The following is a 26,969-nucleotide window of genomic DNA, read 5'->3' on the forward strand; positions in this document are numbered from 1 at the left end:
TCCGGATGACAAATCATTTACTACAGGGTCAGGAAACCGTCATACAGCCCATAGGCGGCCACCAGGGCGCCTATGACGACGGCCGCGAAAATCAGCTTCTCGACGTGGGTGAAAACCGGTTTGTTCACTTCGAGCTTGGCCTTGGCGAACAGGATCGCGCCGGGGGCATAGAGCAGGGCGGACAGCAGCAGGTATTTGACGCCGCCGGCATAGATCAGCCAGATCGCGTAAATCAGTGCGACAGCGCCGATGAACAGGTCTTTCTGGCGTTCTGCCCCGGCGTTTTCATAACTCTCGCCACGCATTGCCAGAAGAAAGGCGTAGGCCGCCGACCACAGGTACGGCACCAGAATCATCGAAGTGGCGAGGTAGATCAGCGACAGGTAGGTACTGGCCGAAAACAGGGTGATGATCAGGAACAACTGCACCATGGCGTTGGTCAGCCACAGCGCGTTGACCGGTACATGGTTGGCGTTTTCCTTGCGCAAGAACGCCGGCATGGTGTGGTCCTTGGCCGCGGCGAACATGATCTCGGCACATAACAGCACCCACGACAACAGTGCCCCCAGTAGCGAAATGATCAGGCCGACGCTGATCAATACGGCACCCCAGTCACCCACTACGTGCTTGAGCACGGCCGCCATCGACGGGTTCTGCAGTTTCGCCAGCTCCGGCTGAGTCATGATGCCCAGTGACAACACGTTCACCAGAACCAGGATCAGCAACACGGAAATGAAGCCGATGACGGTGGCTTTACCGACATCACTGCGTTTTTCCGCACGCGCCGAGAAAATGCTCGCGCCTTCGATACCGATGAACACCCAGACAGTCACCAGCATCATGTTGCGCACCTGGTTCATCACACTGCCCAGGTCAGGGTTTTTCAGGCCCCAGATGTCGGCGGTGAAGATATCCAGCTTGAAAGCGAAGAGCGCAATCAGCACAAACAGCAGCAACGGTACGATCTTGGCGACCGTGGTCACCAGGTTGATGAACGCTGCTTCCTTGATCCCGCGCAACACGAGCCAATGCACGGCCCACAGCAACACGGATGCGCCGATCACGGCGGCAGGCGTATTGCCTTCTCCAAATACCGGAAAGAAGTAGCCCAGGGTGCTGAACAGGAGTACGAAGTAGCCGACGTTTCCCAACCAGGCGCTGATCCAGTAGCCCCAGGCCGATGAAAAACCCATGTAGTCACCGAACCCGGCCTTGGCATAGGCGTAGACACCGCCATCAAGGTCAGGTTTGCGGTTGGCGAGGGTCTGGAAAACGAAGGCCAGGGTCAACATGCCCACGGCGGTGATCGCCCAGCCGATCAGTACGGCGCCGACGTCAGCGCTGGCGGCCATGTTCTGCGGCAAGGAGAATATCCCGCCACCGATCATGGAGCCGACAACCAAGGCTATAAGTGCACCGAGACGCAATTTTCCGGGGGATTCTGACATGGTTGCCTCCATTGCGGGAAAAGAGAGAAAACAGAATAGTTTTCTTCACTAATCAAACACCTGACTTGGGTCAATGCCAGATCACCAAGGCGCGTCAAAGACTGATTGAATAAAACACAGTCGATAAGTAGTTATGCCGAGGAAGCCCTTTCCAGAGGCCTTGGCAAAATGTGGTTTCTATTTGTGGAGTTCATTGAAGTTTAGACGCTAGTTTGTTTTCGTGTTTTGTAAAGTTCGATTCAAACCAATAGTGACTTTTATCTACCTCCAATAAAAATGCTATTAAATGCGACCGGCTTAGCGTGATTAGGTATAAAAAAACCGCGATAAATGAACATTAATTGACGAACGTTATTACGCTTTAGCTGCTTAGCTTAAAACCAGTTTTGGACGGTTGCGTGACAGGCAGGGAGTACAGCGATGTCGGATCCGACGCAAAAGCTTCGCTTGAGTGCACTGATCGCCCTGGTGGTGGGCTCCATGATCGGTGGCGGGATTTTCTCCTTGCCACAGAACATGGCGGAGCGAGCCGATGCCGGTGCCGTGTTGATCGGATGGGCAATTACCGCCGTGGGCATGCTGACCCTGGCCTTCGTCTTTCAAACCCTGGCCAATCGCAAGCCGGAGCTGAATTCCGGTGTGTATGCCTACGCCAAGGCCGGGTTCGGCGATTACATGGGGTTTTCCTCGGCCTGGGGTTACTGGATCAGTGCCTGGCTGGGAAATGTGGGCTACTTCGTACTCTTGTTCAGCACCCTCGGTTACTTCTTTCCGGTATTTGGCCAGGGCAACACACCGGTTGCCATTGGCTGCGCTTCGGTCTTGTTGTGGGCGGTGCACTTTCTGGTCATGCGCGGGATCAAGGAAGCGGCGTTCATCAACCAATTGACCACCGTGGCCAAGATCGTGCCGCTGATCATGTTTATTGTCATTGCCGGCGTGGCCTTCAAGGCTGACATCTTTACCCGCGACATCTGGGGGCGCAGCAATCCGGATTTCGGCAGTGTGATGGACCAGGTGCGCAACATGATGCTGGTGACGGTGTTCGTCTTCATTGGCATCGAAGGCGCCAGTGTCTATTCGGCCAGAGCAGAGAAACGTGAGGATGTCGGCCGGGCAACGGTCATTGGTTTTGTCGGCGTGCTGGCACTGCTGGTGATGGTGAACGTGTTGTCGCTCGGGATCATGAGCCAGCCAGAACTGGCCAACCTGCAGAACCCGTCGCTGGCAGCGGTACTTGAGCACATTGTCGGCCCCTGGGGGGCGTTGCTGATCAGCATCGGGCTGGCGATTTCCCTGCTCGGCGCCTTGTTGTCATGGGCGCTTTTATGCGCCGAGATATTGTTCGCCACAGCGAAAGACCGAACCATGCCCGCCTTCCTGACCAGGGAAAACGCCAATCACGTACCGGTCAATGCCTTGTGGCTGACCAATGGGATGATCCAGATTTTCCTCCTCATCACACTGTTTTCCGAGGGGACCTACACCAGCCTGATCTACCTCGCGTCCTCGATGATCCTGGTACCGTACTTGTGGTCGGCGGCTTATGCGGTGTTGTTGAGCGGGCGCGGCGAGACCTATGAACATGCCTCTTCGGAACGGACCAAGGATCTGTTGATCGGCGGTGTAGCGCTCGCTTATGCGACCTGGCTGTTGTATGCCGGAGGGATGAAATACCTGCTGCTCTCGGCGTTGCTGTATGCCCCGGGAGTGATCTTGTTCGCCAAGGCCAAGCGCGAACAGGGTCAGCCGTTGTTCACGCCCATCGAAAAAGGGATTTTCACCTGCGTGATCATCGGCGCGGGTCTGGCCGCCTATGGCTTGTACAGCGGGGTCCTGTCGCTGTAAGCGTCACAGGCGTTTGAAACTACACTGAAATGGGGCTTGAAAAGGATTCCCCCCAGAGGGACCTCACCAGGCTCGAGTTCGACGAGGTTGGGCGCATGCAAAGCACTGCAGAAAAAAAGCGGACACCGGTGCTCGATCCCATCGACCGTGTCTCAGAGGTGATCTTCGGTCTGCTCATGGCGATGACCTTCACCGGAACGATCAGCGTCGTGACCACGGATCAGGAAGCCGAACGGGTCATGATGATCGCCGCGCTCGGCTGTAACCTCGCCTGGGGGCTCGCCGATGCGGCCATGTACCTGCTGCGGGTATTGATCGAGCGCAGTCGCAATCGTACGTTGCTTGCCAGCCTGCGCAGCGGTGCGGATGCGGCGACCGGGCAGACGTTGATTGCCGATGCGCTACCACCACGAATCGCCAGCGCGGCGGGCACTGACGGGCTTGAGATGCTGCGCCAGCGTTTGCTTGACGCGCCAGCCGCCTCGATACAGCGCCTTGGCCTGGATGACTTCAAGGGTGCCTTAGGCGTTTTCCTGCTGGTCGTGCTCTCGACGTTCCCGCTCGTGTTGCCGTTCATGTTGCTGGAACAGACGATGCTGGCGGTGCGTGTATCCAACCTGATCGGCGTCGGGATGCTATTCATTGCGGGCTGGATTCTTGCGCGTTACGCCGGCTTAAAACCCAGGCTGGGCGCCTTGACACTGGCCGTCGCCGGCTCACTGCTGATCGTCGCAATCATCGCGCTCGGCGGTTGATCAGCCATCTTCTTCAAAGGCCTGTAGCAGCGCACAGAGTCGTCCCGGTTGTAGCCACCTGCATTCGTGAGGTTTTGATCATGGCAAAAGATAAGAAAGGCGTGCAGAAAAAGCCGTCCGTAGAGCGCCCGAAGCTCAAGAACAAGGACTATCTGGAGCAGTTGCGCCGCTTGCACGTCGAGCTGGTCAAGTTGCAGGAGTGGGTGGTCAAGGAGGGCGTGAAAGTCTGCGTCGTCTTCGAAGGACGTGACGGGGCCGGCAAGGGCGGGACGATCAAGGCCCTGACCGAGCGGGTCAGCCCGCGGGTTTTTCGTGTGGTGGCGTTGCCGGCACCGACCGAGCGCGAGAAGAGCCAGATGTACATGCAGCGCTACCTGCCGCACCTGCCCGCGGCCGGTGAAGTGGTGATCTTCGACCGCAGTTGGTACAACCGTGCGGGCGTCGAACGGGTAATGGGGTTTTGTACCGACGAGCAGTTGGACAAGTTCCTGAAATCGACGCCGCTGGTTGAACGTGCCATTGTCGAATCCGGCGTGATCCTGCTCAAGTACTGGCTGGAGGTCAGCCAGGAAGAACAGACCCGCCGGCTCGAGGCGCGCATCAAGGATGGGCGCAAGATCTGGAAACTGTCACCGATGGACCTGAAGTCTTACAGCCGCTGGTATGAGTACTCCCGTGCCCGCGACGACATGTTCCAGGCGACCGATACCGACTATGGGCCATGGCTGGTGGCCGATTCGAACGACAAGCGCCGGGCCCGGCTCAACATCATCACCGACTTGCTTAGCCGCATCCCCTACAAAGAGGTGAAGCGCGAACAGATAACGTTGCCCAAGAGACAGAAACCGGGCGGCTACCGCGAACCTGATTACCCGTTCCGACGCATCCCGGAAAAATTCTGAGTGGGCCGTTGAAGCGGATCTGCGTTTTTTGACGAGGGGCTATGAACCAGTCAGATGCTTCGCCACCACTGCCGGAACCGGGGCGGATCGCGCGCAAGGAGACGGGGGCCGATCAAGGCGGCTGGCGCCGCTGGCTGCCGGGGCTGCGCACGCTGCGCCATTACAAGATGGCGTGGTTGCAGCACGACATCGTCGCCGGCCTGGTGCTGACCACCATGCTGGTGCCGGTCGGTATCGCCTACGCCGTGGCCTCGGGCGTACCCGGCATCTATGGGCTTTACGCGACCATCGTTCCGTTGCTCGCCTATGCACTGTTCGGCCCCAGCCGGATTCTGGTACTGGGTCCGGACTCATCATTGGCGGCGGTGATTCTCGCCGTGATCCTGCCCTTGTCCGGCGGCGACCCGCAGCGCGCGGTGGCCCTGGCGGGCATGATGGCGATCGTGTCCGGGACGGTGTGCATCCTGGCAGGCGTGGCGCGGCTGGGGTTCATTACCGAGTTGCTGTCCAAACCCATCCGCTATGGCTACATGAACGGCATCGCGCTGACGGTCCTGATCAGCCAATTGCCCAAGCTATTCGGCTTCTCGATCGAAACCGACGGTCCCCTGAGAAACCTGTGGGCCATCGTTTCGGCGGTGATGGCAGGCAAGACTCATTGGGTCACGTTCGCGCTCGGCGCGGCGACCCTGGTGGTGATCCTGCTGCTCAAGGACAAAAAACGCGTGCCAGGCATTCTGATTGCCGTGGTGCTGGCCACTGTCGCCGTCGGGATACTGGATCTGGCGGCACAAGGTGTGGCGGTGCTCGGCTCACTGCCACAAGGCTTGCCGGCGTTTGACATTCCCTGGATCACCCGTGCCGATATCGCCCCGGTGTTGATCGGCGGTTGCGCCGTCGCCCTGGTCTCGTTCGCCGACACCAGCGTGTTGTCTCGTGTCTACGCGGCGCGCACCCGGACCTATGTCGACCCGAACCAGGAAATGGTCGGGCTGGGTATCGCCAACCTGGCCGGAGGGCTGTTTCAAGGCTTCCCGATCAGCAGCAGCTCATCGCGCACGCCTGTGGCCGAGGCGGCGGGGGCACGGACCCAATTGACCGGCGTTATTGGCGCATTGGCCGTCGCCTTGTTGCTGATGGTGGCGCCGAACCTGCTGCAGAACCTGCCCACCACAGCGTTGGCGGCGGTGGTGATCGCATCGGCGATCGGCCTGATCGAAGTCAGCGATCTGCTGCGCATCTATCGGATGCAGCGCTGGGAGTTCTGGCTGTCGATCGCCTGTACGGTGGGCGTCGCGGTGCTGGGGGCGATCGAAGGTATCGGCCTGGCCATCGTGATCGCGGTCATCGAATTCCTGTGGGATGGCTGGCGACCCTATTCCGCCGTCCTGGGGCGTGCTGACGGCGTTCAGGGTTATCACGACCTCAAGCGCTATCCCGATGCGCGCCTGATCCCCGGCCTGGTACTGTTTCGTTGGGACGCACCCTTGTTTTTCGCCAATGCCGAACTGTTCCATGACCGCGTGCTGGACGCCGTGGCTGACTCGCCTACGCCTGTACGCTGGCTGGTCGTTGCGGCGGAACCGGTCACCAGTGTCGACGTAACCTCCGCCGATATGCTGGCCGAGCTTGATGAAACCCTGCACGCGGCGGGCATCAAGTTATGCGTGGCCGAAATGAAGGACCCGGTAAAGGACAAGCTCAAGCGCTTCGGACTGTTCGCGCGGTTTGGCGAAGAAGCTTTTTTCGCGACGTTGGGCGCTGCAGTCAGTCGCTATCTTGAACTTCATCCGGTGGAGTGGGAGCAGGAAGATCGCGAATAGCCGACAGCTTTCAGGTTTCTGACGGCATTCGGTCATTCAGGGATTATTTCCCGGACACCGTCAGCTCATCAGCCTTGCTCACCCACCCACCACCCGTTGCCTTGTACAAATCAATCATGGACGTGAACACCAAGGCCCGGGTCCGTGTGTAGTTCAACTCGGCATCGAACAGGCTGCGCTCGGCATCCAGCACCTCGATGTAGTCGGTGTAACCGTTGTCATAGCGCAGCCGCGCGAACCGCGCGTAGGTTCGCAGCGCCTCGACCTGCCGCCCCTGGGACGCCATCTGCTCGCGGGATTTGCTGGACGCGATCAAGGCGTTTTCCACATCCCTGAAGGCCGATTGAATCGCCTGCTGGTACGTCAGCAAGGCTTGTTGCTGGAACGCTTCTGCCTGTTTCACCTGCCCGGCGATGCCGCCGGCGGTGAAGATCGGCATGCTCGCGGCCACGCCATAGGACCAGGTGGCGGCGGGCCCGGTGAACAGGTCCGAGAGCTGATTGCTGACTGAACCCAGCAGCCCGGTCAGGGAAATCGTCGGGAAATACTGGGCCTTGGCTGCGCCGATCAGGGCGTTGGCCGAGATCAGGTTCAGCTCGGCCTGGCGCAGGTCGGGTCGCCGTTCCAGCAGGTCCGAAGGCAGGCCGGCCGGGACCGATGGAAGGACCAGTTGCCCCAGGTCTCGTCCGCGAATGATCGGCCCCGGATTGCGACCGAGCAGAACGGCCAGGGCGTTTTCCTGTTGCGCGACCAGCGGTTCGAATTGCGCCACCGCAGCCAGGGTTCGCTCGTATTCGGACTGGTTCTGGGCCAGTTCCATTTCCGAAATGGTGCCGGCGCCGTAGCGCAATTTGAAAATCTCGTAGGAATCTCCACGCACCTTGGCGGTGGTGCGGGCAATTTCCAGTTCCCGGTCAAGATCGCGCAGGGTCACGTAACTCGACGCTACCGATGAGACCAGGCTCAACAGGACGCTGCGGCGACCTTCTTCGGAGGCCAGCAGATCGGCCCGGGCGGATTCGCTGAGGCGGCGCAAACGGCCCCAGATATCCAGTTCCCAGTTCACACTGAGGATGGCCTGATAATTGTTGAACACCGGATCTACGGAGGAATCCAGCGGCACCGGACCGTTGTCCCGTGGCGACCGGGTCCGCTGGCCCTGAGCGCCGAGCCCGACTTGCGGGAACAACAGCGAACGGGTTTCGCCGTAACGCCCCTGGAATTGCTCCACCCGTGCGGCGGCGATCTTGATGTCCTTGTTTTCGAGCAATGCGGTGCGGATCAGATCGTTGAGGACCGGATCCCGGAATTGCTCCCACCACAGTGTATTGGACAGCTCCCTGGCTTCCTTGTCCGCGTAGCGATAGGCCGCCGGGGTATCGATTTTCGGTTGTTGGTAATCGGGCCCGACCATGCAGCCGGCCAGGCCCAGGCACAACAGCAATGGAAGAGGGGGCTTGCGCATTTCAGTCCCCCTCATGCCGGTTCTGCGCCGCGCCGTCGGGGAGTTGCGCCGATGGCGTTTGAGCGGATGTTTGGGTTTCGTCCTTTTTCGCGAACATCCGCTCCACCAGGTAGTAGAACAAGGGAATGAAAAAGATCGCGATCACGGTCGCCGCCAACATCCCGCCGATCACCCCGGTACCGATGGAGTGGCGGCTATTCTCGGAGGCACCGACCGCAATGGCCAGCGGTACACAGCCGAGGATGAACGCCAGTGACGTCATCACAATAGGCCGCAGGCGCTCCTTCGCCGCCGTCATTGCCGCGTCATAGGCCGACATGCCGTTTTCCCGGTTCAATACGGCGAACTCGAAAATCAGGATCGCGTTCTTCGCCGCCAGCGCCACCAGCATGGTCAGGCCTATCTGGAAATACACGTCATTGCTTAAGCCCCGGATCAGCACCGCCAGCAGCGCACCGAACAATGCGAACGGCACCGCCAGCAGTACGCCGACGGGCAGGGACCATTTTTCGTACTGTGCCGCGAGAATCAGGAACACCATCACCAGACCGAAAATGAACACCTGGGACGAGGCCCCACCGCTCTTTTTCTCCTCGAATGCCTCGCCACTCAAGGCCAGTGAATAGTCATTGGTCATGATCTCGGCGCTGATCTCCTCCAGGGCTGCCAGCGCCTGGCCGGAACTGTAGCCGGGCGCCGCGTTGGCCGTGAGTTTGACGGCCGGGAAGTTGTTGAACCGGGTCAGCAGGTCGGGACCCGTAACGTAGCGGGTGGTCAGCACAGCCTTGAGCGGCACCATGTCGAGGTTCTTGCTGCGCACATAGATCTGTTGCAGATCTTCAGCCTTGAGGCGATAGGAGGGCTCGGCCTGCAGAATGACCTGCCACAGCCGGCTGAATTTGTTGAATTGAGAAACGTACAACGAGCCGAACATGGTCTGCATGGCGCTGTAAACGTCTTCCACCGGCACGCCCAGGGATTCGGCCTTTTCCCGGTCCACGTCGACCATCAGCTGTCGGGAGTGCACGTTGAAGGTAGATGTGATGGCGCCGAGTTCCGGGCGCTTTTTAGCCTCGGCCACGAGGTTGCCGACCATTTCCGCCAGTTGGTCGATGCTGGCGTCGCCCTTGCTCTGTACCCAGACCTCCATGCCGCCGGTGGTGCCCAGGCCGGGAATGGACGGCGGGTTGACCGGCAGAATGATCCCGCCCTGAACCGTGGAAAACGCATGGGCGGCTTTCTGGATGACCGCCGGGGCGCTCTGTTCCTTGATGGTGTCCGAGTCCTTGTAACGCCCTTCGAAATCCTTGAAGCCGACGAAGAAGGCTGCGGCGTTGTTCTTGTTCTGGCCGTCCAGCAGGCTGTAGCCGTTGACGATGGCCACGCCTTCGACGGATGGATCGTTCATGAAGAAGTCACTGGCCACCTTGCCGACTTCGCCGGTGCGATCCAGGCTCGCCGCATCGGGCATGATGATGGCCCCCAGCAAATAACCCTGGTCTTCCGGTGGCAGGAAGGCACTGGGGATACGCTGGCCCATCAATACGATCAGGACAATCATGCCGGCAAACAGCAACAGCGCCAGCACAAAGCGCTTGATCATGAAGGCCACCGCATTGGAATAGCCCTCGGTCATGCGCTCGAAGCTGCGTTCGAACCAGCGGAAAAAAGCGTTTTTGTCGCCGTGTTGAGGCTTGAGCAAGAGGGCGGCCAGGGCCGGCGACAGGGTCAGGGCCACCAGGCCGGAGATCACCACGGAGATGGCGATGGTGATTGCGAACTGCTTATACAGCTGACCGGTGATACCGCCCATGAACGCCACCGGGATGAACACCGCGCACAGCACCAGCACGATGGCCACCACCGGCCCGGCCACTTCGTCCATCGCGCGCTTGGCCGCATCCTTGGGGTTCATCTTGTGCACGTGCATGTTGCGTTCGACGTTTTCGATCACCACGATCGCGTCGTCCACCACGATACCGATGGCCAGCACCATGCCGAACAATGTCAGCATGTTCACCGAAAACCCCAGCGCCGACATGCCGATGAACGTACCGACGATGGACACCGGCACTGCCAGCACCGGGATGAGGGTGGCACGCAGGCTCTGCAGGAACAGGTAGACCACGATGACCACCAGCACCAAGGCTTCGAAGAAGGTGTGGATCACCTCGGAAATCGACGCACGGGTGAAGGCCGTGGTATCCATCACGATCTTGTATTCGATGCCTTCGGGAAAGGTCGCCTTCATGTCCGCCAGGGTCTTGGTCACCGCGGCGGAGACGTCGAGGGCGTTGGCACCGGGTTGCTGATACACCGCAATCAAGGTCGCCGGGCCGCCCTGGTAGGTGCTGCGCAGCGAGTAGTCTTTCTGCCCGAGCTCGGCACGCCCGATATCCCGGAGGCGAACGATGGCGGCCCCGTCGTTGCTCGCGCGCAAGATAATGTTCTCGAACTCCGCCGGCTCGGTCAGGCGCCCCTTGGTGGTCACGGCGAATGACTGTTCGACGGCTTGCCCCGTGGGGGATTGCCCGACCCGGCCGACCGCGAACTGCTGGTTCTGGTTGGCCACGGCTTTCTGCACGTCCGCGGCGGTGATGCCCAGTTGGGCCATGCGATCAGGCTTGAGCCAGATGCGCATGGCGTAGTCCGGCGTGCCGAAAATACTGGCCTGGTTGGCACCGGGGATGCGCTTGATCGCATCCAGGATGTAGAGGTTGGCGTAGTTCGCCACGTAGGTGCTGTCATAACGATCGCCGGCGGAGTACACCGCCAGGACCATCATGAAGGCTGACGATTTCTTCTGCACCTGAATGCCCTGGCTCTGCACTGCGGAGGGCAGTTGCGGCAGGGCCAGGTTGACCCGGTTCTGCACATCCACCTGGGCCAGGGAAGGATCGGTGCCGATCTCGAAGAACACGTTGAGGGTCATGTTGCCCGTCGCGGAGCTCGACGAGTTCATGTAAATCATGTTGTCGGCACCGTTGACCTGCTGTTCGATCGGCGCGGCCACGTTATTGGCCACCACCTGCGCATCGGCGCCGGGGTAGGTGGCCGCGACGGTGATTTGCGGTGGCGTGATGTCCGGGTATTGGGCGACAGGCAGCTGGAGCATGGCCACAGCGCCGGCCAGGGTGATGATGATGGAGATTACCGAGGCGAAGATCGGACGGTCGATGCAATAGTGGGAGATGCTCATGGCGTTTTTCCGCCTGTTGCACCTTTCGTACCGGCTTTCACCGTTTCGCCTTCGGCGGCGGGTGGCGCAGTGGTGCCGCCCGCATCGACGATGTTCAACGGCCCTCCGGGTGTGACCCTGATCGCGCCATCGACCACGATGCGCTCACCGGCGCGCAAGCCCTTGCCGATGAACCAGTTGTCGCCTTGCCATTCACCCACTTCGACCACCCGTTGCTCAGGCTTGCCTTCGGCATCGAGTACCCAGACGAAATGGCTCCTGGCCCCCTCGAGCACCGCTTTCTGCGGCACCAGAATGGCATTGGGCCGGGTAGCGCCCTTGGCCAGGGCCCTGACGAACTGACCGGGACGCAGCAGACCTTTCGGATTGGCCAGCACCGCCCGAACCAGAAAGGTGCCGGTTTCCTGGCTGAACGATGGCGCGAGAAAATTCACCTTGCCGCGATCAGGTACCACGGTGCCATCGGCCAACACCACTTCGACTTCAAAATCGCTGCTGGGCGGGAACTTGAGTCGCCCGGCGCTGATCTCGTCGCGGTATTTCAGTGTTTCGTTTTCCGAGAGGCTGAAGTTGACGTACATCGGGTCCATCTGTGACACCGAGGTCAGCAGGCCCGATTCCCCCGGCGTTACGTAACTGCCATCCTGTTTTTTCGCATAGCTGGAAAGGCCGGTGAGCGGGGAGGTGATGGTGGTGTAGCTCAGATTCAGCTGTGCGGTGCGCACCACGCCCTCTGCGGCCAGTACGGCGGCGCGGGTTTCCCGCTCTTCACCCACGGCGTTGTCCAGATCCATTTTGCTGACCGCGTTCTGTGCCGCCAGTGGACGGACACGGGCCAGCGCCGCCTTGGCCACTTCCCAGCGTGCCTGTTGCTGGGCCAGTTGTCCCTGGGCCGACAGCAGCGCGGCCTCGAAGGGTTTGCGGTCCATCTGGAACAATGTTTGCCCGGCTTTGACCAAATCGCCTTCGGTGTACAGCCGCCGATCCAGGAAACCGGCGACGCGTGCACGGATTTCCACTTCGCGGGAACTCTGGGTCTGGGCGACGAATTCGAAAGTCACCGGTGTGTCGCGGGCTGTGACCGTCATCACAGTGACATCGGGAGGCTTGCGCGCCGGGGACACCGGTTCTTTGCCGCAGCCGGCCAGCAGGACGAAAATCCCCAGCAACCAGGCGATCGGCAAGCTGTTACCACCGGAAAATGTGACGCCGCCCATGCCCATGCTCCATCAAGGTCGATCAAGGAAGCGTAGCTAGCATTGCTTCAGAAACCAGTGGTCTTGGGTGGTTGTTGATTCAAAAGTGCGAAGGACGTGATTTTGATTTGATTCGGCGTTAAGCGCAGAGAGGCGTTCTGCTTGTTCTCAGTGCCGCTGAAGGGGTGCGGTTTCGATGCAATTGAGCAACCTGTCGGCGTCACAGGATTATGGCAGGCAGGCTACCCGCCCCCGGGTTCTCGGTACTCACCGAAGGCCCAGAACGCTGCAATAGGTGCGGGTTTGGTAACCGCTGGACCGAATCAGGCTTTCCAGGGCACAGCGAACGGAATCAGGACTCCTCATCCTCGGCGCCGGGATAAAAACCGTGCAGAAGTTGATAGCGGTCACTGCGGATCCTGTCGACCCGCTCCTGCACCTCCTGCTGAGGAAATCCGAGCAAAATCAGCGCATGCGAGGCAAGCATCAAGCTGGATTCCATGAGTTCGGGCACCACCTCGTTGGCGCCGGCTGCTTTCAACTCCGGCCCCTGATCATCGTCCCGTGTGCGCACCAGGATAGGCACGCTCGGGTGGATTCGGCGTGCCGCCAGCAGGATTTGCAGGGCGGTGCCGGTATTGTCGACGGCGATGACCAGCAGGCTGGCACGCTCCAGTCCGACGGCGGACAGCAGGTCTGCACGCTGTGAATCACCGTAATGCACGGTACTTTCCGCGACTGCAGCTTCCTGGACCCTCACCGGGTCGCTGTCCAGCGCGACGTAAGTCTGCTGGGCGTTACGAAGGAATCGCCCGATGGATTGTCCGACGCGCCCATAACCACAAATCACCACATGCTTTTTCGCCTGCGCGTTGAGCGCACTGATTTCCTCAAGTCTGGCTTCTTCGTTGGGCTTGCGGTGCAAGCGTGCGGCGATGCGAGGGGCCATGCGCAGCAGCGAGGGTGTGACCAGCATCGAGCAGAAGGTCGCGGCGAGCAACAATCCGCCAAGATCCGCAGGCATCAAATTGTTCTGCTGCATCTGCGTCATCAATGCAAAACAGAACTCGCCGCCCTGCGCCAGGGCCAGGCCGCTGCGCCAGGCGGTTTCATTGTCACTGCCACGCCACTTGACCAACAGCGCGACCACGCCAGCCTTGATCAGCAAAAGCCCCAGGGTCAGCCCGAGGATCAGCACGCCGTGGCTGGCAAACAGGCGCAAGTCGATCAACATGCCGATGCTGACAAAAAACACCCCCAGCAGGATGTCGCGAAACGGGCGAATATCGGCCTCGATCTGATGTCGGTAATGGCTTTCCCCCAACAGCATGCCGGCGAGAAAGGCGCCAAGGGCTGGGGAGAGACCGATCAGGTGCGTCAGCCCCGCAGTCAGCAGTACGATCACCAGCGCCAGCAATACGAACAATTCGGCGGAGCGCGAGGCCGCCACCTCATGAAAAAAATGAGGCACCACCCAGCGACTGAGTAGAGACAGCCCTGCGAACAGTAGCAGCGTTTTGCCCAGCGTCAGGGGAAGCGCCCAGTACCAGGCTTGATCGCTGGTGCCGGCGAAGACCGGGACCAGCGTCAGCAGTAACACGGCCACGACGTCCTGGAACAACAGCACACCGATAGCGTTCTGGCCATGGCTGCTGAAAATTTCGCCGAGACTCCCCAGTTCCTTGCTGACAATGGCGGTAGAGGAAAGGGCCAGGCCACCACCGAGTAAAAACGCCGCAGCCGTCGGCACACCTGCCAGCATCAACAAGGCGCCCAACGCTGCCCCGGATATCAGCACTTGCAAGGTGCCCAAGCCGAACACCACCCGGCGCAGCGCAATCATCTTCGACAGTGAAAATTCCAACCCCAGGGAAAACAGCAAAAACACCACGCCCATTTCGGCAATCAGGGGCAATGCATCGCTGTCTTTTACCCAGTCGAAGGCCATCGGTCCGACCATCAGCCCCACGCACAGATAGCCCAGCACCGGCGGCAAGCGCAAGCGATGGAACAGGGCAATGACGACCAGGGATGAGGTGAAGATGACCAACAGGCTGGTGAACATGGTCGCTCCGTGACGGCTCTAGTGTGCAGGTGAGCAATTGTAGCTTGCACGCGGGAGGCGCGACCGATGGGTTTCGGTTCGGGAGGGGTAGAGATATGAATTGCAAAAACGGAAGGGGGCGAGCAATCGGGGCCGGTACGGTCGTCCGGCCCCGACAGGGTTACTTGCGTACGTTCTGGTACAGCATCAATCTCGACGTTTCGTGCATGCCGCGAGTCAGTTCAACCAGGCGCTTGAACTCTTCCGGGTTTTGCTGGGCCACGTTGTCCAGCGGTGTCGGCGAGGCCAGGTCGTGCAGCGTCGGCGAGCTGCCGTCGTGCTCCATCTGCACCATGTAGTGCTGGGTGACACCGGCAATCAACGGGAAGGTGCCTTCACGCAGCACCAGTGGCACTACGCGTTCACCCTCGGGCGCAGGTTGCTGGATATCACGTCCCAGGCCGCTGTTGCGAAACTCGACGCCGGCCATGCCGGCCACGGTTGGCAGCAAGTCCACCAGGCCGACGGCCTCCTTGACGGTGCGCGTACCGAGCAGGCCCGGTGCGTGGATAATCATTGGCACCGCGTTGCTTTCCAGTCCCAGCTGTTCATAGGCCGGTGCCAGGAAAGGGATCTGGGCGATACGGGTGTTATGGTCGCCAAACAGCACGAAAATGGTGTTGTCGTACCAGCCACCTTCTTTGGCAATTTCCATCAGGCGTCCGATGTTGAAGTCCAGCAGGCGCACAGCGTTGTACTGCTCGACACTGCGCGATCCCGCCGCCTGGACTTCAGCCAGGGTAGGGTGCTTGACCTCGAATCCGTCATTGGTCTTGGGAATCGTGAAGGGACGATGGTTGCCGGCCGTCTGCACATAGGCAAAGAACGGTTTGTCCTTGGGCAGGGCTTGCAGGATCCTGTCGGTTTCCTTGAACAGATCCAGATCCGAAATTCCCCAGACATCCACCACCGGGGATTGCCAGTCCCGCTCTTCGTACAAGCGGACCCCGTCGATGCTTTGGCGGATCAAGGCGTTCATGTTGGCCCAACCGGAGTTGCCGCCGATGGTGTAGATCTTCTCGTAATCGGTAAAGGCATTGATCAGTGTGTGCTGCTTGGTGATCAACGGATTACGCGTCGCGGTTTCCTGGCGGGTGACGTCCGGAACCCCGCTGATGCTGGCCCAAACGGTTTTCGCGGTCCCGGTGACCGGCACATAGAAGTGCTCGAAGAACCAGCTCTGCGTGGCCAGGCGGTCGATATTGGGCGTCGGATTGAGTGGGTTGCCGTAGGCCCCGACGGCACTGGTGCCCAACGATTCAAGCATGACAAACATCACGTTCGGCGGCTGCGAACTTGATACCTTGTAGGGCTGTGGTGCCTGGTGACGGACGAAATTCAGGGTTTGCGGGTCGGGCTGGTCGACGCCCAGGTATTTGGAGATCACGGCATAGTGTTCACGTACCTGCGCTTCGTCATAGCGCGACTGGCCGACCTTGACCGTGTCGTAGAAGAAAATCACCGGGTTCAGGCCCAGTGCCGCGACCTGGTTATTGCCGGAGAAGAACGCATCACTCCAGCGCAACGGGACAGGGTTTTCAAGGTTCATGTTCTCGACACGCCCCAGGATACCCAGCAGCACCAACACGACCATCAGCGTGCTGCCCCAGGTGACAGAGAGCGGGTGGATGGCTTTGCGGGCGCGGTCCAGCGTCAGGCGTTCCAGGCGCACCAGGACCAGCGTCACCAATGCGACCGTCGCCAGCCAGCCCAGAGAAATCCAGATGACCGGGTAGGTCTGCCAGACCATGTCACGGGATATTTGCGCGTCCTCGATGAAGCGCAAGACGGTGGCGTTGATCCTCACACCCAGATAGGCGTAATGGCCAAAATCGACGATATAGATCAGGAGCAGGGCGCCGATGGCGGCCGACACATACACGCGTCCCAATCGGCGAAGCAGGCGGCTACTCACCAGATTCCAGCGCGGAATCCAGGCCAGCAACGCCAGTGGCAGCATGACCAGGATGGCCAGGCGCAGATCGAAGCGAAAGCCGATGCCCAGGGTTTCCAGAACGGCATCTTCTGCGCTCAACGCGCTGGCGTCGAAACCGGAAAAGCCGAAAAAGAACACTACCCGCAGTAATGCAAACAGCATGAACGCAATCGCTGTTGCGCCTAGCCAGTAATGCAAACGTCTCGATTGCAGCCAACGCATCCATGTACCCCTGTTAAAAAGTGTCGTTGAATCTCAAACGGATCTGGAGTCTTTCACTGAGTCACGCTGCGTGTTCAGCCGTCCGTGCATCCAGCGCACCGCAAGCATCAGCAATGCCGTGCAGCAATACAGGCCCAGCAGCGGATCAATCAGGTAGTCCCAGTAGTTATGCGACGGTTTTATTCCGCCGATGAAGGCCAGGGTCGCAGTGGCCAGCATCACGACGGTCAAATAACTGCGCAGATAAAACAGGCCTGCCGTGAGCAGAGCGACGAAGATCAGCATCGGGCGTGGACTGAAACCGAACCGATAGGGGTCCAGGTAAGTCAACCCCAGCGTTGCGGGATAGAGCACCAGCGCCATGGTGGCGAAGATAATCAGTACGGTGGGTGTGCCTGGCTGTGCAGCCGGCAGGAAATCCAGTCGACGCAAACAGCCCCACGCCATGAAAACCAGGGTCGTGACGGCAAGGTCATCAATGTGGCTGCGCAAGTACGCGGCCAACGACAGGCCATCCAGCGGTATGAAGCTGATTGCCAGCAATGCGAACAATAGCCCGATGCGGGCGGTCCTCTTCAAGCCAAAGGACGGCAGCAACAGGAAGACGATCATTGCGAAGCTGATATGGGCTTGCCACAGGTTGATCATTTGGCACGCTCCGACAGCCACGCATCGTTGAAGGTGACGTGCTTGATGAAGGTGTTATTCCAGGAATACACCAAGTGATACAAACCGTCGGGACTTCGAATGAAATAGGGGTATTCATATTCGAAAACGCAGCCTTGCGCCTTGCAGACCCGGTTGTCGAGGTTGTTCAGGAACTGGGTCTCCAGCGGCTGGCGAAGTGCACCGCTGGATCCGCGAAATTCTCTACCGATGATTTCCTTGTAGGCCTCGGGTGAAAACGTATCGCCTTCAGGATCAGGAGACTTGTCGAGGTCGCGCAGCGAGCGCCAATCGTCCATTTTTGCATCGGTACCATAAAGACTCAGCTTGAAGCGCCCCTCCTGCAAATCATTGAGCGCCACCAACAACCCATGTTCGGGGGTCGCGATGGCGGCCAACGAGGAGTTCGGATTGGAGGGGTCGAGCGGATAAGGTTCGCTCCAGGTTTGCCCGGCGTCTTCGGTGCGGGTCGCCAGGACACGGTGGTGGGTGTTGCCGGCATAGCGCAGCAAGGCGATCCCACGCTGGCCATCCAGCGGGACGACCGTGGGTTGCAATGAGTTATTGCCGCGGCTGATGCGGTATTTATCGATCACTTCACCGTCTGCGCTCAGGTACAGGTACTCGGAAAACTTGCCCAGGAATTCGTGGTAGACCGGCAAACCGATGGAGCCGTCGGCATGGAACACCGGGGCCGAACGTACCAGGGTGCTGATATTCAGAAACGGGGAGGTGACCAACTGGCGTGGTTCGGACCACTGGCGACCATAGTCGTCGGAGACCATCACATTGACCGCACTGCCGGCCCAGCCGCCCATGGACACTGACACGTAGAACAACCAGAGGCGGTTGTCCGGTGCGAGCGCAACGACCGGGTTGCCCAATTTGCGGATGTATTTGCGAGTGCCCTGTTGGGTTGAATCCCGAGTCGCCAGAACCTGTTCCGCTCCCCATTCGCCGGATTTCGCGTCGAAGCGGGCCGAGCGCACCTGCACGTCGGCCGCGCCTTCGCGTGTGCCGGCGAACCAGACCGCCATGAGGCTGCCGTCAGGCAAGGCGGTGACTGCCGAGGAATGTACGAAATCCACCAGCCCGGATGAGGCAAATCGACTGGTGTAAATGGGTTTGGCGACTTGATCAGCCACGGCCCGGGTCGGACTCATCAGGGCAAAGGATGAGTGCACAGGTGCGGGGTGAGTGAGCCAAGCGGTCGCGAACAGGCAAGTAAGGGCAAGGTAAGCCCCGAATACAGGAAAGCTGGGTAGGTGGATGCGCATAATGTAAGGCTGTGCATCTCATGGTCAGGTAAGGCAGCGTAACCTATCACTTGTAGCTACTAACTCGGTGTTAAGCGAGTTGGTGCTTTGTAAGCAAATGTGTTTTTATCGTTATCAGCTCCCTGTTTGGCGTTATAAATTCTTTAATATCAATAACATGCGGCATAATTGAGCGCCCCGTCCGTTGATCGAAAACCTCGTCTCGACGACCTGTGACCCTGCTGTTCCTTTGGTCATGGGCGGTGAATCGGTGCCGCGGTCCGGGCCAGGAAACCGCGGCGACCGATCAATCAGGCGGCGGGGAGCAGACCTTTCTGTCTGGCGACATGTGTCGCCAGTGCGTCCATCAGATCCGGGGACAGGCAATCATAGGGCTCCAGGCCGATCGAGCGCAGGCGCTCACGGATGGCTTTCATTTGGGCCGGTGGCGTACCGGTTTCGATCAAGGAGGACACGAACGCCGCGAAACCTGGTGCAGACCATCCCTTCTGGGGAGAGAGTTCGGTGTGAATGAAGTCCAGGCCATAAAACGCATGATCCTTGTTTTCGATACGTCCGAAGAGATGGGCGTGGCACTGCTTGCACGCGTGGCGTTGAACGGTGGCGGCTTCGTCGACAATCGCCAGTTTTTCGCCGTGGGCAATGACGCTGACCTTATTGCGAGGTACCACGGCAATGACCGCGAATAACGCATTTTGCGGTTTCCAGCATTTGCTGCAGCCGCACGCGTGGTTGTACATGGTTTGCGCGTCGATCCTGACTTCGACCTTATCGGTTGCACACAGGCATTGCAGGGTGCCACCTGTGAAATCGGCAGAAGCGGATTGGATGCCATTGTCCAGTGCAGGGTGAAGTTTCAGGGAGCTCATGCTGGCTTCTCCTTTTCAGTGCGTCAGACAAAAAGAGCCGGCGGTGTACCCAGGGCAGTCGCTGATCCGAACCGATACCGGCTCATGTTCACGGGCCTCACCAGAATATTCCACGTCACTCCAGAACGCCTGAATCTCGACAATCGGTCAGCGGGCGGTGCGTGAAGGAGATCCCATGACAGTGGTTACCTTCAGGCCGTTGTTAGTGGGTACGCCTGTTCCGTTATTTCGTTTGTATGTTGGTAAATTAGTTATGAGCTAATAACCGCAGACTTATAACGCATTGCTGTTGTTCGCGATGAATTAGTTATACGGAGCGCACTTATATCTTTAGACGAAATGATGATTAGTCATGGGGTGTTTTATGTCTTTATGATCTGTCCACAACAACTCGTGAGACAGGAGGTAACTCGATGACTATTCAAATCAAACCCGTCGCTGGTCGTATTGGTGCGCAGCTGGAGGGCGTAAAACTGGGTGGGAGCATCAGTGATGAAACATTCGAATTCATTAATCAGGCACTTCTGAAATATAAAGTCCTGTTCTTTCGCGACCAACACTTGGACGACGCTGAGCACGAAGCTTTTTCCCGGCGCTTCGGTGATCAGGTACCGCATCCGACCGTGCGTTCCGCCGAGCAAAGTGCCGCTATCCTGCATCTGGACGCCAAGGAAACCCGCGCCAATTCCTGGCATACCGATGTGACCTTTGTTGCCAATTATCCAAAAATATCCATCTTGCGCGGTGTGGTTATTCCACCTTATGGCGGCGACACGGTGTGGGCTAATACCGCAGCGGCCTACGCCGACTTGCCCGAGCCATTGAAACAACTTGCAGATGGTCTCCGCGCCTTACACACCAACTTATATGACTATGCGGCGCCGCGTAATACCGATGAGTCGGGTTTAAAACGCTACCGCGAACAATTTACCGCCGAAGTCTACGAGACCGAACATCCTTTGGTGCGGGTGCACCCGGAGTCGGGTGAAAGAAGTTTGTTGTTGGGGCACTTCGTCAAACACATACAAGGCGTCAGCAATAACGATTCGAAACAACTGATTCGTCTGTTCCACGACCGCATTACCCATGTCGACAACACCGTGCGCTGGCGCTGGCAAGAAGGCGACGTGGTGATCTGGGACAACCGTGCCACGCAACATATAGCGATCAACGACTACGGCGATGCCCAGCGCATCGTGCGCCGAACCACCATCGACGGTGATGTACCGGTAGGGGTGGATGGTCGCCTGAGCCAGGCGCTCAAGCCAAGCCCGGATACCCGCTCACCGAAAACCGAAGCCGACAAAAAACACCTCGCCGCCTGACAGGTTGACCCTCATTGTCACAAGGAAGTCTTGTACATGGAACTCAAACGTATCCCTCTGTTTCTCAAGGGCAGTATTGCTGCGGCACTGGCCACGGTTTTTGCAATCCCGTTGGCCCAGGCCGATGTATTGCGCATCGGTGTGGCGACGGCTGGCGGCGGTGACCCGGTAACGTTCAGTGGTTCGCCCCTGGGCATCGTGCGCAATCAACAATTGCTGGAAAAAGCCTTCGCTGGAACCGGGACCGAGGTGCAGTGGTTTTTCTTCAAGGGCGCCGGCCCCGCGGTCAACGAAGCCTTTTCAAACCAGCAACTCGACTTCGCCTACCAGGGCGATCTACCCGCCGTCGTCGGGCGCTCCAACGGACTGGACACCAAGCTGCTGGCCGCACTGGGCGTACGTGCCAATCTTTACCTGGCTGTTCCCAAAGGGTCCGATCTCAAAAGAATCGAGGATCTCAAGGGCAAAAAGGTGGCGATCTTTCGTGGAACCAATGGCCATCTGGTGACGATCAACCTGTTGGCGGAGCATGGTCTTACCGAGCGCGATATCAAGGTGATCAACCTTGATACCGGAAGCACTCAGGCAGCCTTGGTATCCAATGGAGTAGATGCGGCATTCGGCGGTCGCGAACTGTTCAAGCTGCGCGATAAAGGCTTGATCGACATTATTTACGACAACCCCACTCAGGATGTGCGCTACACACGGCAGACCGCCCTGGTGGTTCGCGGCACCTACGAAAAAGAACACCCGGACAACGTGCAAAAGGTCGTCGATACGCTAGTGGACGCAGCGAAATGGACGTCGGAGGACAGCCATCGTGATGCGGTCTTCGCTGAATGGGCCAAGAGTAATGAACCCGCAGAGTCACTGCGCGCTGACTTTACCGGGGTCAGCATCAGGGACTGGGCCTCTCCTCTGGTCGACAACTTCCTGCTTGGCCGCTATCAGGCCGTGGCGGATCAAGCCAAGGAAGAAAAACTCATCCGCCGCCCCGTCAGTATCGATGGCTGGTTCGAGACCCGCTATTTGCAAAAATCCCTTAAAACCAAGGGCCTCGAAAACTACTGGACGCCCTATGGCCCGGATGGCAAACAGCCGGCCGGCAATGCAGTGGCGGCCGCGACCGGCAAGCAAGGGAGCTAGGCAAATGGCCAGGGCACAGACTGTCAGGATCGAGCAGTACACGGCACCGGGCATCGCGAGCGACAACGTCAAGCGTTTGCCACCGTCACCGACCCGCCCGGTTCGCAAGGTTGAGGTGCCTCGCACGTCCAGGTGGACGTTGAGTCTGGGTGACAAGGCTTTGCCCTGGCTGTTGCCGCTGGTGTTGCTCGGCTTATGGTACCTGGGGGTGGAACGCGGATGGCTTTCTCAGCAGGTGCTCCCACCGCCGGCCTACATTTATCAGACCTTGTCGGACCTGGTCACCAGCGGTGATCTCTGGTTGAACGCGTCCGCCAGCCTGCAACGGGTTGTCGTCGGATTTACCCTGGGTGCGTTCATCGGCATGGCGCTGGGGCTGGCCATGGGACTTTTCAGGACGGTAGAGGATTATCTGTTACCGACCTTCAACGCACTGGTGCAGATCCCGGTACTTGGCTGGTTGCCGTTTGCCTTGCTGCTGTTCGGCATCGGCGAGACGCTCAAGTATGTGTTGATTGCCAAGGCCGCCATGGTGCCGATCACCCTGTGCACCTTGCAGGCTTTCCACCAGGCACCCAAGGGACTGTTGGAAGTCGGCCGGGCCTACGGATTCAGCCGTCGACAAAGCGTCAGCTCCATCATCTTGCCGGCCGCCATCCCGACGCTGTTCACCGGATTGCGCCTGGGCTTCACCAAAGCCTGGTTATCGCTGGTCGTGGTCGAATTGGTGGCTTCGAGTGAGGGGCTGGGTTACCTGATTGTCTATGGGCGCCAGCTGTTTCAACTGGACCTGGTAATGGCGGCCGTTGTGGTGGTGGGGGCGCTCGGTCTGGCGATAGACCGTGGTTTCGATTACGTGGAGCGGCGCCTGAATCGTGGTCGTCCAGCGGCCGGGGGGCGCTTGTCATGAGTGCGATCATTGCAGTAGGTCGTGGCAGTCGAAGATATCGCGGCTGGGTCTTGCCAATTGCCGCCATCGCCCTGTGGTGGCTGGCTTCGAACCAGGGCTGGAGCCAGTCGGGCCTGCTCGTTTCGCCGGAAAAAGTCGCCGCGACGGCCTGGGATCAAATTGCTTCGGGCAAATTCTGGCGGGCCATTTCCGCCAGCCTGGCGCGCAACCTCAGCGGCTTTTTTATCGGCACCACACTGGGCCTGATGCTGGGGTGCCTGTTGGGCCTGTCGCGGCATTTCGAACGTCTTGTCGGTCCGAGTTTCAATACCTTCAAGCAAATCTCTTTGTTCGCCTGGATCCCCTTGATCTCGGTGTGGTTCGGCCTGGGCGACGTGGCCAAGGTGGTGTTCTTGTCACTGGCGGCTCTGGTGCCAGTGGTGGTCAATACCTGCGACGGTTTGCGCAACGTCCCGCCCAATCTGTTGGAAGTGGCGCGGGTGTACGGCTTCACCCGCTGGCAAACCATCATCGGGGTCATGTTGCCCGCCGCCTTGCCGTCGATTTTCACAGGGCTTTACCTGGCCCTGGTCTATTCGTGGCTGGCGACCATCGGCGCCGAATACCTGCTGGTATCGGGGGAGGGGATCGGCAATACGCTTATTGATGGCAGCGAACATTTCATGATGGACCTGGTGTTGTTCGGGATGGTGGTTATCGGCCTGGTGGGTTGGGGGCTCAATGCCCTGGCCCGGACACTCGAGCGGCGGATGCAGCGCCTGTATGGCATCGCTGCTCGTTGATCGACACTTTCATAGGGATTGCAACATGCTCAACAACAGCCTGACCCTGCAAAACATCAGCAAGCGATTCGCTTCCCGACCGGGCAGTTCGACTCAATTGCAAGTACTCGACAACATCCATCTCGACATTGCACCTGGCGAGTTCATCAGCATCGTCGGCGCCAGTGGTTGCGGCAAATCCACGCTGCTGCGACTGATTCTCGGCCTGGACGAAGAATACGACGGGCGCATCCTGCTGGACGGAAAACCCATCGAAGGCACTGGCCTGGAGCGCGGCATCGTGTTTCAGGATCACCGTTTGTTTCCCTGGCTCAACGTCGAGCAGAACGTTGCTGTCGGCCTGAAGAATTCACCCCTGAGCCCGGGACAGAAACGCAAGACCGTGCGCGAGCACATCGAACTGGTCGGTCTGCAAGACTTTACCGACGCCTACCCGCATCAGCTATCCGGCGGCATGGCGCAACGCGTGGCCATAGCCCGCGGCCTGGTCAATCGCCCGAGCATCCTGTTACTGGATGAACCGCTGGGTGCCCTCGACGCCTTGACCCGTGCACGCCTGCAGGGCGAACTGCAAAACATCTGGGCCAAGGAAAAAATCACCATGATCCTGGTGACCCACGATGTTGATGAGGCGGTATTCCTGGGCGATCGCGTGGTGGTGATGCAGCCCAATCCCGGCCGGATCCGGCGCATTGTCGACATCGATCTGCCGCGCTTGCGCAACCGCAGTGACAGCCGTTTCATCGCTCTGCGCGACGATGTGCTGAGCGATTTCGCCGAACTGCACTGAGCCTCAATGGCTCATATTTTTCAGACTTACTTATTTTCAAGGAGCGGAAAATGTCCGAACGCCAGCTCAACCTGAACCTCTTCATCTACCCCAACGGCCATCACGAGGCCGCCTGGCGCCACCCGCAATCGGCGCCGGAATCTTCCATGGATATCGGTTATTACCAGCAACTGGCGTTACGCGCTGAACACGAAAAACTGGATGCGATTTTCTTCGCTGATTCGCCGTCTCTGGCCGAAAGCGGGCGTGAAGGCTTGCGCATTCGTTTCGAACCCATCACCTGGTTGGCGGCGATTGCCGCGGTGACCCAACGCATCGGCCTGATCGCCACGGCCAGCACGACCTACAGCGAGCCCTACAATCTGGCCCGTTCGTTCAGTGCGCTGGACCACCTCAGCAAGGGCCGCGCCGGCTGGAACATCGTCACCACTTCCATGGCCGCCGCAGCCGCCAATTTCGGCCTGGACCAACACCCGTCGGCCCATGATCGCTATGCCCAGGCCGAAGAATTCGTGCAGGTGGTCGGCGACCTGTGGGACAGCTGGGAGGACGATGCGCTGGTGCTGGACAAAACCTCCGGGGTGTTTGCCGACAATGACAAAGTGCATACGATCAACCATGTGGGCGCTCATTACAGAGTCAAAGGCCCGTTCAACTCGCCGCGCTCGCCTCAGGGGCGACCGGTGCAGGTGCAGGCCGGCTCTTCCGAGGATGGCCGTGATTTCGCCTCCAGGCATGCTGAAGCGATTTTCACCGCGCACCAGACCCTGCAAAGCGCGACCGAATTCGCCAACGATATCCGCGCTCGGGCGAAGGCGGTGGGGCGCGACCCTCGCCAGCTGAAAATCCTCCCGGGCATCAGCCCGTACATTGGCAGCACCGAAGCCGAGGCCCAGCGTAAATTCGACGAACTCAACGAACTGGTGCTGCCGCACATCTCCCTGGGCCAGCTGCGCCGCCTGCTGGGTGTGGACTTGTCCGGTCAGGATCTGGATGCGCCATTCCCGCGCCACCTGATCAACTTCGACAGCAGCGAAAGCCAGTCCAGCCGCTTCAAGCTGATCATCGACATCGTCGATCGCGAGAAACCGACGCTGCGCCAGCTGATCAATCGCCTGGCCGGTGCGCGCGGGCACTGGGTGCCGGTGGGTACGCCGGTGCAAATCGCCGACCTGATCGAGCAGTGGTTCCGCAGTGGCGCCGCCGATGGTTTCAACGTGATGCCGCCGGCGTTCCCCGAGGGCTTTGAAGTGTTCCTCGATGAAGTGTTGCCGATCCTGCGCAAGCGCGGCCTGTTCCGTCATGAATACGCGGGGAGTACGCTGCGCGAGCACTACGGCCTGAGTCGCCCGGCTTCGCGTTTTACCCTGAAGTCCGCCTGAGCGACCTTCCAGGAGGCCAGGCCTGCCGATTGAGGCGTGCCTGGCTGCGGGCCCTCAATGCTCATGGGCATGTGAATGGGTCACCAGGGAATGCGGAACCTTGGTGCGTTCCAACCCTCCACGGTCCAGCCACCTGAGGGTCTGCTCATAAGCGCGCTGCAACAGAGACTCGGTCTGGGCAAAGTTGAACACCGAGACATCCACGGGGCACAAGGGCGGGACGATGTGCAGGCTGGTGAGGGTGCGGAAGTGTTCGATGTCGCTCACCAACTGACGCATGCTCATCAGGTTGACGGTATGCAGGGCCAGGGCGATCAAGCCTCGGGGCGGTTGAGACAGTGCGCAACTCATTCCTGTGGGGACGACCACGACGTTGGTAGCGCCCAGGGCGACGGCCGTTGAAATTGGCGTATTGCTGGCCACGCCACCGTCAATCAGGAACTGATCGGCAATTTGTACGCAGGGGAACACCAACGGGATGGCTGCGCTGGCCAGTAACGCCTGCCTGAGTTCACCCGTGGACAGAACGGTTTCGGCACCGCTGAGCAGGTCCGTGGTGACGATGTGCAGGGGCAGTATCGCGTCCTCGATGCGGTGGATCGGCAGTGCTTGCCCCAGCAGTCGGTTCAAGGCTTGCGGCTGCAACAGAAAACCCCGCCGATTGATCAGTCCTCTACAGGTATCGAGCCAGGACAGGGGAAAGATGTCCGTTTTACGCAAGCCGCGCCAGAAACCGGCGAGCGCCTCGACGCCTTCGGCATCAGGTCTTGCAGCAAAGTAGGCACCGTTAATGGCGCCCACCGAAGCACCCACTACCAAGTCGAATCGAACATTGGCCTCGACCAGCGCCCGCAACATGCCAACCTGGACCGCTCCCAGGCTGCCACCGCCAGCGAATACGATTGCAGTTTTGGAAGCCATGCC

General features: G+C 59.5%; 20 protein-coding genes. 10 read left to right on the forward strand and 10 right to left on the reverse strand.

The annotated features are described in order from the left end of the window. Positions 1-20 precede the first annotated feature (20 nt). A complete protein-coding gene (arcD, locus tag AC07ZE_RS14865; RefSeq protein ID WP_207265473.1) occupies positions 21-1,448 on the reverse strand; it encodes an arginine-ornithine antiporter in 1,428 nt (475 codons plus the stop codon). A gap of 420 nt (positions 1,449-1,868) precedes the next feature. Between arcD (AC07ZE_RS14865) and arcD (AC07ZE_RS14870) the strand changes: the two genes are divergently transcribed. The 4 genes from arcD (AC07ZE_RS14870) to AC07ZE_RS14885 all read left to right on the forward strand — a co-directional run bounded on the left by arcD (AC07ZE_RS14870) (position 1,869) and on the right by AC07ZE_RS14885 (position 6,776). After that, complete coding sequence (gene arcD, locus AC07ZE_RS14870) at positions 1,869-3,296, forward strand: arginine-ornithine antiporter (protein WP_207265474.1); 1,428 nt, start codon at positions 1,869-1,871, stop codon at positions 3,294-3,296. A 95-nt stretch (positions 3,297-3,391) separates the two neighbouring features. Then, entirely contained in the window at positions 3,392-4,051 is a 660-nt protein-coding gene (locus AC07ZE_RS14875; RefSeq protein WP_207265475.1) for a hypothetical protein, read from the forward strand. 80 nt (positions 4,052-4,131) lie between these two features. Then, positions 4,132-4,953, forward strand: coding sequence for a polyphosphate kinase 2 (ppk2, locus tag AC07ZE_RS14880; RefSeq protein ID WP_207265476.1), 822 nt, complete (start codon positions 4,132-4,134; stop codon positions 4,951-4,953). A gap of 41 nt (positions 4,954-4,994) precedes the next feature. Beyond that, positions 4,995-6,776, forward strand: a complete 1,782-nt coding sequence (locus tag AC07ZE_RS14885; protein WP_207265477.1) for a SulP family inorganic anion transporter — start codon at positions 4,995-4,997, stop codon at positions 6,774-6,776. 43 nt (positions 6,777-6,819) lie between these two features. On the opposite strand, the gene AC07ZE_RS14890 is transcribed toward AC07ZE_RS14885, so the two are convergent. The 8 genes from AC07ZE_RS14890 to gfa form a co-directional block, all read right to left on the reverse strand. Continuing rightward, a complete protein-coding gene (locus AC07ZE_RS14890) occupies positions 6,820-8,241 on the reverse strand; it encodes an efflux transporter outer membrane subunit (protein ID WP_207265478.1) in 1,422 nt (473 codons plus the stop codon). Between the two features lies 1 nt (position 8,242). Continuing rightward, on the reverse strand, positions 8,243-11,440 hold the full coding sequence (locus tag AC07ZE_RS14895) for an efflux RND transporter permease subunit (RefSeq protein ID WP_207265479.1): 3,198 nt from the start codon (positions 11,438-11,440) through the stop codon (positions 8,243-8,245). Further along, positions 11,437-12,657 carry an efflux RND transporter periplasmic adaptor subunit gene (locus AC07ZE_RS14900; protein ID WP_259331954.1) on the reverse strand — a complete coding sequence of 407 codons (1,221 nt, stop codon included), beginning with the start codon at positions 12,655-12,657 and terminating at the stop codon, positions 11,437-11,439. The genes AC07ZE_RS14895 and AC07ZE_RS14900 overlap by 4 nt, the downstream gene beginning before the upstream one ends. Positions 12,658-12,988: 331 nt before the next feature. Further along, entirely contained in the window at positions 12,989-14,701 is a 1,713-nt protein-coding gene (locus tag AC07ZE_RS14905; protein ID WP_207265480.1) for a cation:proton antiporter, read from the reverse strand. 160 nt (positions 14,702-14,861) lie between these two features. Next, positions 14,862-16,898 (reverse strand): LTA synthase family protein, encoded by a 2,037-nt coding sequence (locus AC07ZE_RS14910; RefSeq protein ID WP_207265481.1) that lies wholly within the window; start codon positions 16,896-16,898, stop codon positions 14,862-14,864. 33 nt (positions 16,899-16,931) lie between these two features. Further along, positions 16,932-17,546, reverse strand: a complete 615-nt coding sequence (locus tag AC07ZE_RS14915) for a hypothetical protein (protein WP_207265482.1) — start codon at positions 17,544-17,546, stop codon at positions 16,932-16,934. Then, a complete protein-coding gene (locus AC07ZE_RS14920) occupies positions 17,543-18,841 on the reverse strand; it encodes a sialidase family protein (protein ID WP_207265483.1) in 1,299 nt (432 codons plus the stop codon). The genes AC07ZE_RS14915 and AC07ZE_RS14920 overlap by 4 nt, the downstream gene beginning before the upstream one ends. A 290-nt stretch (positions 18,842-19,131) precedes the next feature. Beyond that, positions 19,132-19,710, reverse strand: a complete 579-nt coding sequence (gene gfa, locus AC07ZE_RS14925) for an S-(hydroxymethyl)glutathione synthase (RefSeq protein WP_207265484.1) — start codon at positions 19,708-19,710, stop codon at positions 19,132-19,134. A 413-nt stretch (positions 19,711-20,123) separates the two neighbouring features. Between gfa and AC07ZE_RS14930 the strand changes: the two genes are divergently transcribed. Genes AC07ZE_RS14930 through AC07ZE_RS14955 form a run of 6 tightly spaced genes read left to right on the forward strand, consistent with a single transcriptional unit; the run spans position 20,124 to position 26,045 of the window. Then, positions 20,124-21,035 carry a TauD/TfdA dioxygenase family protein gene (locus tag AC07ZE_RS14930; protein ID WP_207265485.1) on the forward strand — a complete coding sequence of 304 codons (912 nt, stop codon included), beginning with the start codon at positions 20,124-20,126 and terminating at the stop codon, positions 21,033-21,035. 36 nt (positions 21,036-21,071) lie between these two features. Further along, on the forward strand, positions 21,072-22,181 hold the full coding sequence (locus AC07ZE_RS14935; RefSeq protein ID WP_207265486.1) for an ABC transporter substrate-binding protein: 1,110 nt from the start codon (positions 21,072-21,074) through the stop codon (positions 22,179-22,181). Between the two features lie 4 nt (positions 22,182-22,185). After that, positions 22,186-23,091, forward strand: a complete 906-nt coding sequence (locus AC07ZE_RS14940) for an ABC transporter permease (protein WP_207265487.1) — start codon at positions 22,186-22,188, stop codon at positions 23,089-23,091. Continuing rightward, complete coding sequence (locus tag AC07ZE_RS14945; protein ID WP_207265488.1) at positions 23,088-23,873, forward strand: ABC transporter permease; 786 nt, start codon at positions 23,088-23,090, stop codon at positions 23,871-23,873. The genes AC07ZE_RS14940 and AC07ZE_RS14945 overlap by 4 nt, the downstream gene beginning before the upstream one ends. Before the next feature lie 25 nt (positions 23,874-23,898). Further along, positions 23,899-24,663 carry an ABC transporter ATP-binding protein gene (locus AC07ZE_RS14950; protein WP_207265489.1) on the forward strand — a complete coding sequence of 255 codons (765 nt, stop codon included), beginning with the start codon at positions 23,899-23,901 and terminating at the stop codon, positions 24,661-24,663. Positions 24,664-24,713: 50 nt separating this feature from the next. Further along, positions 24,714-26,045 carry an LLM class flavin-dependent oxidoreductase gene (locus AC07ZE_RS14955; protein ID WP_207265490.1) on the forward strand — a complete coding sequence of 444 codons (1,332 nt, stop codon included), beginning with the start codon at positions 24,714-24,716 and terminating at the stop codon, positions 26,043-26,045. Between the two features lie 54 nt (positions 26,046-26,099). Here the strand turns inward: AC07ZE_RS14955 and AC07ZE_RS14960 are convergent, their stop codons facing one another. Then, positions 26,100-26,966: a patatin-like phospholipase family protein gene (locus tag AC07ZE_RS14960; RefSeq protein WP_207265491.1), complete on the reverse strand. Its 867-nt coding sequence runs from the start codon at positions 26,964-26,966 to the stop codon at positions 26,100-26,102. Between the last annotated feature and the right edge of the window lie 3 nt (positions 26,967-26,969).

The organism is Pseudomonas sp. GW101-3H06 (assembly GCF_059424605.1).

Excerpts from the sequence above, each read along its gene's own strand:
- AC07ZE_RS14915 (WP_207265482.1), bottom strand. The coding sequence starts at position 17,546 with ATGATCAACCTGTGGCAAGCCCATATCAGCTTCGCAATGATCGTCTTC.
- AC07ZE_RS14875 (WP_207265475.1), top strand. The coding sequence starts at position 3,392 with ATGCAAAGCACTGCAGAAAAAAAGCGGACACCGGTGCTCGATCCCATC.
- AC07ZE_RS14910 (WP_207265481.1), bottom strand. The coding sequence starts at position 16,898 with ATGCGTTGGCTGCAATCGAGACGTTTGCATTACTGGCTAGGCGCAACA.
- arcD (WP_207265473.1), bottom strand. The coding sequence starts at position 1,448 with ATGTCAGAATCCCCCGGAAAATTGCGTCTCGGTGCACTTATAGCCTTG.
- arcD (WP_207265474.1), top strand. The coding sequence starts at position 1,869 with ATGTCGGATCCGACGCAAAAGCTTCGCTTGAGTGCACTGATCGCCCTG.
- AC07ZE_RS14940 (WP_207265487.1), top strand. The coding sequence starts at position 22,186 with ATGGCCAGGGCACAGACTGTCAGGATCGAGCAGTACACGGCACCGGGC.
- AC07ZE_RS14900 (WP_259331954.1), bottom strand. The coding sequence starts at position 12,657 with ATGGGCGGCGTCACATTTTCCGGTGGTAACAGCTTGCCGATCGCCTGG.
- AC07ZE_RS14890 (WP_207265478.1), bottom strand. The coding sequence starts at position 8,241 with ATGCGCAAGCCCCCTCTTCCATTGCTGTTGTGCCTGGGCCTGGCCGGC.
- AC07ZE_RS14935 (WP_207265486.1), top strand. The coding sequence starts at position 21,072 with ATGGAACTCAAACGTATCCCTCTGTTTCTCAAGGGCAGTATTGCTGCG.
- AC07ZE_RS14930 (WP_207265485.1), top strand. The coding sequence starts at position 20,124 with ATGACTATTCAAATCAAACCCGTCGCTGGTCGTATTGGTGCGCAGCTG.
- AC07ZE_RS14895 (WP_207265479.1), bottom strand. The coding sequence starts at position 11,440 with ATGAGCATCTCCCACTATTGCATCGACCGTCCGATCTTCGCCTCGGTA.
- AC07ZE_RS14955 (WP_207265490.1), top strand. The coding sequence starts at position 24,714 with ATGTCCGAACGCCAGCTCAACCTGAACCTCTTCATCTACCCCAACGGC.
- gfa (WP_207265484.1), bottom strand. The coding sequence starts at position 19,710 with ATGAGCTCCCTGAAACTTCACCCTGCACTGGACAATGGCATCCAATCC.
- ppk2 (WP_207265476.1), top strand. The coding sequence starts at position 4,132 with ATGGCAAAAGATAAGAAAGGCGTGCAGAAAAAGCCGTCCGTAGAGCGC.
- AC07ZE_RS14960 (WP_207265491.1), bottom strand. The coding sequence starts at position 26,966 with ATGGCTTCCAAAACTGCAATCGTATTCGCTGGCGGTGGCAGCCTGGGA.
- AC07ZE_RS14945 (WP_207265488.1), top strand. The coding sequence starts at position 23,088 with ATGAGTGCGATCATTGCAGTAGGTCGTGGCAGTCGAAGATATCGCGGC.
- AC07ZE_RS14885 (WP_207265477.1), top strand. The coding sequence starts at position 4,995 with ATGAACCAGTCAGATGCTTCGCCACCACTGCCGGAACCGGGGCGGATC.
- AC07ZE_RS14920 (WP_207265483.1), bottom strand. The coding sequence starts at position 18,841 with ATGCGCATCCACCTACCCAGCTTTCCTGTATTCGGGGCTTACCTTGCC.
- AC07ZE_RS14950 (WP_207265489.1), top strand. The coding sequence starts at position 23,899 with ATGCTCAACAACAGCCTGACCCTGCAAAACATCAGCAAGCGATTCGCT.
- AC07ZE_RS14905 (WP_207265480.1), bottom strand. The coding sequence starts at position 14,701 with ATGTTCACCAGCCTGTTGGTCATCTTCACCTCATCCCTGGTCGTCATT.